Below are 5,340 nucleotides of genomic sequence, written 5' to 3'. Positions count from 1 at the left end.
AAAGACATAATTAATTAAAATTATAATTTGCTATTAGTATCTTTTTAAAAATATTTACAATTATTTTAATAGGTTATGCAAGAAGTCTATTAAAAATTTCGAGTCTTGTTTGATATGGTGGATGATAAAAATAATTATTGTCAGATAAATGACATTAAAAAGTTTCTTATTTAAAAATACGGGTTATTAATTATTTTAAGTTTAGATTATATTTAGGTTTTTATTTTTTATGATAGAATAATAAAGTATTATTTATAGAGAAATAAAATGTGAAAAAGAGGAGAAAAAATGAGGGACGAAATTAAAAAAGAAGAAAAAGTAGATAATTCCGATAGTTATAGCAATGAGGATAGTTTTGTAAATATTTATAAGTATGCGTTAAAAAAAGGAAATAGTCCATTTTATAAAACCTTTTTAATGGGTTTAGCCGCTGGTTTATTTATTGGATTTGGTTATATTGCTGCAATTATGGCAACAAAGGGAAATTGAGATAATATCCCAATTGGTTTAAAAAGTTTAGTATTTGGTCTTGTCTTTACTGTTGCAATTACAATAATTGTTTTTCTTGGGGGAGAAATGTTTACATCAAATTCTTTAGCATTAATTGTTGTTTTTAAAAAACAATTAAATGTTGGAAGATTTGTTAGTAATTTATTTATTGTTTTAAGTGGTAATTTCCTAGGTTGTTTAGTGATGGCTGGTTTAACAGCGTGAAGTGGTTTTTTAAATCATATGCCTGGTTCTGAAACTGATTTTTATAATAATGCGGTAATCTTAATTAATGGAAAATTAGAACACAAATGATGAGAAAACTTTGGGAGTGCCATTTTATGTAACTTTTTAGTTGCTGGTTCGATTTATGCTGCACATACAACTAAATCAGCCGTTGCTAAATTCTTTGTTGTAAATTTAATTATTATGGCTTTTGCAATTTCTGGATTTTCGCATGTAGTTGCTAATTCATATTTATGATTTTTACAACCATTTTTAAAAATTTTTGAAACAAGTGGTGGTTGAGCAGATTTTGTAAAATTTGCTTACAATGTTCAATTACCAACTTTAATTGGAAATTTCTTAAGTGGAGGAATTTTCTTACCATTTTTATATTATTTTATTTATCGAAAAGATGTAAAAGAAAAATTAACACTTTAATTGCTTTTGAAAAAAAGAAATGTTGTTACTTTAATAACATTTCTTTTTTAATTATTTTATTGTTTCAATGATATTATTAATTGTAAGATATTGATAATGGAGGGGAAAATGAGTAAAAATATTTATACAGTTAGTGAAATTAATTATTATTTAAAAACAATAATTGAACAAGAACCAAATTTAATTAATATTTCTCTACAAGGAGAAATTTCTAATATTACAAATCACTCTTCAGGACATGTTTATTTTACAATCAAAGATGATAAATCCCAAATTCAGGCAATTATGTTTGCGTTTAATGCAAAAAACTTACAATTTAAATTAAAAGAAGGTTTAAAAATTATTGCAACAGGTTCTATTAAAGTATATGAGCCGCAAGGAACATATAGTTTACAAGTAGTTACTTTATCTTTACAAGGTGTTGGTACTTTGTTTTTAAAATATGAAGCCTTAAAACAAGAATTAAGTAAAAAAGGTTGGTTTGATCAATCTTTAAAAAAACCAATTCCACGTTTTCCAAATAATATTGGTGTAATAACAGCTCCAACTGGTGCTGCCATTCGTGATATTATTACTACAATTCATCGCCGTTTTCCCCAAGCAAACATTTATTTATTTCCAAGTTTAGTGCAAGGAAGTGACGCAAAACATGATATTCGAGCAAAAATTAAGGCAGCACAAGCATTTACTCCGCAGTTTGATACATTAATTGTTGGTCGTGGTGGAGGCAGTATTGAAGATTTATGAGCTTTTAATGAACTTGAAGTTGTTGAAGCAATTTATCAAGCAACTATCCCAGTTATTTCAGCTGTTGGTCATGAAATTGATTTTACTTTAGCTGATTTTGTTAGTGATTTACGAGCATCGACACCAACGGCGGCGGCTGAATTAGCAACACCTGATCAGAAAGAATTAGTTAATTATTTGCAACAACAACGCCCTCATTTAATTAATCTTATTAAAGGCAAAGTTGATAAGATGCAAGATAAACTAAGCGAATTAAAAAATAGTTATGTTTTAACAAAACCCCAAGCATTATATACACAATCTGAGCATTCTTATCAATTATTATTAAAGCAGTTTAATGTTTTACAAGAAACATTCTTTATAGCAAATAAAAATATGATTCAAAATTATTATCAAAAATTAGTAAGAACAATTCAACAACAAATTTTAACAATTGAACATAATAAAAATAATTTAATAAGTAAATTAGACTTATTAAGTCCTTTAAAAACATTAATTCGTGGTTATAGTATTACTTACAATGAAAATAAAAATGTGATATCAGCAACCAATGATGTTCAGAATAATGATATAATAATGACACGTGTACAAGATGGAATTATTCAATCAATTGTACAAGCAATTAATAAGGATGGTGAAAAAAATGACAAATAATAAATCATTTGAACAAATTTTAGAACAATTAAAGCAAATTGTTAATGATTTAGAAAATAATCAATTCCCATTAGATCAAGCAATTGATGCTTTTGAAACGGGCATTAAATTAACAAAATTAGCGGAAACTAAATTACAAGATATTAAAGATAAAGTCACTAAAATTGTTAAGGATAATAACCCAACTGATTTTAAAGTTGATGAAGAATAATTTATTATGGCAGGGCAAATTTTTGAACGTAGTGGCTGAGTTAAAAAAAATAATATTAAAATTTGAAAAAAATTGCATGAGTTAAAATTAAGTCGGGTAATTTTAAAAGATTTTAAAACTTTTGATGAAAAAGATATTTTAATTAAAAATTTTGTTTATTTATTACGATTAAATAATTTAGATGAGCAAGAATATTTTGATAGTATTATTTTAATTAAAGTAGTTTTAATTTATTATCATATGCAATATATTCGTCATACCGGTGTAAAACGTGAACAAGAACAAATTTTAAAAGTAATTAAGGAATTAAAAAGCAAAATTTTTGTTAATTATCTCGATGATAATTATGAGGAAATAATTTTTGCAAATAATGACATTACAAATTCAAAAATTAAGATGTATTATAATTTTAATTTACTTTATAATTTTATTGCTAATATTTTTTATCAACCTTTTGTTAACCTTCCAAATCATGAATTATATTTTAATTATGGTTATTATCTTGTTTTTTTAATTAATTTAACAGTAATGAGAAAGTTATTAAAGGATAGTAGTAATGTTGAAATTTATAAAATAAAATTAGATGTAACAGCTTACTGTCATTATTTGATTGGAAAAATTACACCATTATATTTCAATAATTTTGTTCAACAAATTAATTATTTTTTACAAAAGTATTAAGTGGGGTTAAAAGATGAAATTACAAGATTATCAGCATCATACTGATTTAAAAAATTTAAAAACAAAAGCTTTAATTGAATTAGCAGCGGATGTTCGTCGTCTTATTATTGAAATAGTTACCAAAAATGGGGGACATTTAGCTAGTAATTTAGGGGCAGTTGAATTAACAATTAGTTTATTAAAAACTTTTGACATTGACAATAATGATTTGATTATTTTTGATACTGGTCATCAAACTTATGCTTATAAAATTTTAACTGATCGTAAAGCACATTTTTCAACGATTCGCTTACCTGATGGCTTAGCGGCTTTTCAACATATTAACGAAAGTAAATATGATCATCTTTCTAATGGCCATGTGGGAACTGGTTTATCTACAGCAATTGCTTATAGTTATAATCAAAAATATAATAATATTATTTGTGTGATCGGGGATGCAGCATTTACTAATGGCTTGACTTTAGAAGCTTTAACTTATTTGGGAACAATTTCCAATAAAATTATTGTTATTTTAAATGATAATGGAATGAGTATTTCTAAAAATGTTAATATTTTACATACAACAGTTAGTAAAGTTCGAACTGGATGACTATATAGTAGTGCTAGTAAAGTTGCAAAAGTTTTACGTTATATTCCCCCATTAACATTATTATGATTAGGCCACCTATTAGTTGAAAAAATTATTCGTAGTTTTGCAATTCCAGGGTTATTTGCTGGTTTTAATTTAGATTATATTGGGACAGTGGATGGCCATAATTTTCGTAAATTAGCAAAAAGTCTTCGTCAAGCAAAAAAACGAAATGCAAGTGTTGTTCTGCACCTTAAAACAAAAAAAGGTTATGGTTATGGCTTAACCCAAGCAGAACAAGAGAAATATCATTCTTATAGTTTAACTGATAATAAACATAATGAATGAAGTTATTATGTTGCAAAAACATTGGAAAAAGTATTTCAAACAGCATCAGAAAAATTTTATTTTATTTCTGCTGCAATGCAAGCTTCAGTTCATTTAGAAGAATTTATGCTTCAAAATCCGCAATATTGTTTGGATGTTGGTTTAGCAGAGGAACACGCTGTGACCTTAGCTGCTGGTTTTGCTTTAGATCATCAAAAAGTAATTGTGAATATGTATGCTAGTTTTTTACAACGAACTTATGATCAAGTTTTACATGATGTTGTTCGTAATCATTTGCCAGTTGTTTTTTTAATTGACCGAGCTAGTTTAGCACTTGCAGATGGGGATAGTCACCATGGAATTTATGATATTGGGTTTTTAAATAGTATGGGTGATTTACCAATTATTAGTCAACCAGCAACTAGTGGTGAGTTTGATCAGTTATTAAAGTTAGCTTTAATTAATAAAAAAGATCCTTTTTTTATTCGTTATCCAAAAGGGGGAATTACGCAGCAAGTTTTGTCAGTAGCATTCTCAGTTGGACAGTGAGAATATGTTATTAAAAATCCTAAATCGCGAATTTTATTAATCACATATGGGAATAATGTAATTAAAGCAAAAACAGTTATCACAAAATTAGAAACAAAAAAAATTAATGTTATTAATGCTCGCTTTATTAATCCAGTTGATAGAGAAATGATAAAACAAATTAACATGGAAAAATATCAACAAATTATTATTTTTGAAGAAGTTATCAAAGAAACTGGTTTATATGCGAAGATTATTGATTTATTAATTAATCATAATGCAACAATTTCACATTATGGTTATGAAAATGGTTTAATTAAAAAAGAGATGAATAATCTTGAAGAAATTTTAAGAAACTTAATTAATTAAGAAATTGTGAGGTACCATATACATTTTAGACCAGTTAGTCTTTTAAAAATTTTAACACAGCTTCAGTTGGTGTTAAAAAATTTATGCTTTTATGTCGCCTAAC

Annotated in this window: 5 protein-coding genes; all 5 read left to right on the top strand. The window is 26.2% G+C overall.

Features of this window, described 5'->3' with window-relative positions; genetic code table 4:
• Nucleotides 1-288: 288 nt before the first annotated feature.
• The 5 genes from BST80_RS03855 to BST80_RS03835 all read left to right on the top strand — a co-directional run bounded on the left by BST80_RS03855 (nt 289) and on the right by BST80_RS03835 (nt 5,237).
• Entirely contained in the window at nt 289-1,152 is an 864-nt protein-coding gene (locus BST80_RS03855) for a formate/nitrite transporter family protein (protein ID WP_415746041.1), read from the top strand.
• Nucleotides 1,153-1,260: 108 nt separating this feature from the next.
• Nucleotides 1,261-2,553 carry an exodeoxyribonuclease VII large subunit gene (xseA, locus tag BST80_RS03850; protein ID WP_415746040.1) on the top strand — a complete coding sequence of 431 codons (1,293 nt, stop codon included), beginning with the start codon at nt 1,261-1,263 and terminating at the stop codon, nt 2,551-2,553.
• Nucleotides 2,543-2,764 carry an exodeoxyribonuclease VII small subunit gene (gene xseB / locus BST80_RS03845; RefSeq protein ID WP_415746039.1) on the top strand — a complete coding sequence of 74 codons (222 nt, stop codon included), beginning with the start codon at nt 2,543-2,545 and terminating at the stop codon, nt 2,762-2,764. Before xseA ends, xseB begins: the two co-directional genes overlap by 11 nt.
• Before the next feature lie 6 nt (nt 2,765-2,770).
• Entirely contained in the window at nt 2,771-3,445 is a 675-nt protein-coding gene (locus BST80_RS03840) for a hypothetical protein (RefSeq protein WP_415746038.1), read from the top strand.
• 13 nt (nt 3,446-3,458) lie between these two features.
• A complete protein-coding gene (locus BST80_RS03835; RefSeq protein ID WP_415746037.1) occupies nt 3,459-5,237 on the top strand; it encodes a 1-deoxy-D-xylulose-5-phosphate synthase in 1,779 nt (592 codons plus the stop codon).
• Nucleotides 5,238-5,340 lie beyond the last annotated feature (103 nt).

The sequence above is a fragment of the Spiroplasma sp. Moj genome (assembly GCF_016082285.1).
Taxonomy (GTDB): Bacteria; Bacillota_I; Bacilli_A; order Mycoplasmatales; family Mycoplasmataceae; genus Spiroplasma; species Spiroplasma phoeniceum.
Note: the sequence above shows the minus strand (reverse complement) of the source record. Positions and strands in the feature narration are given on the sequence as shown.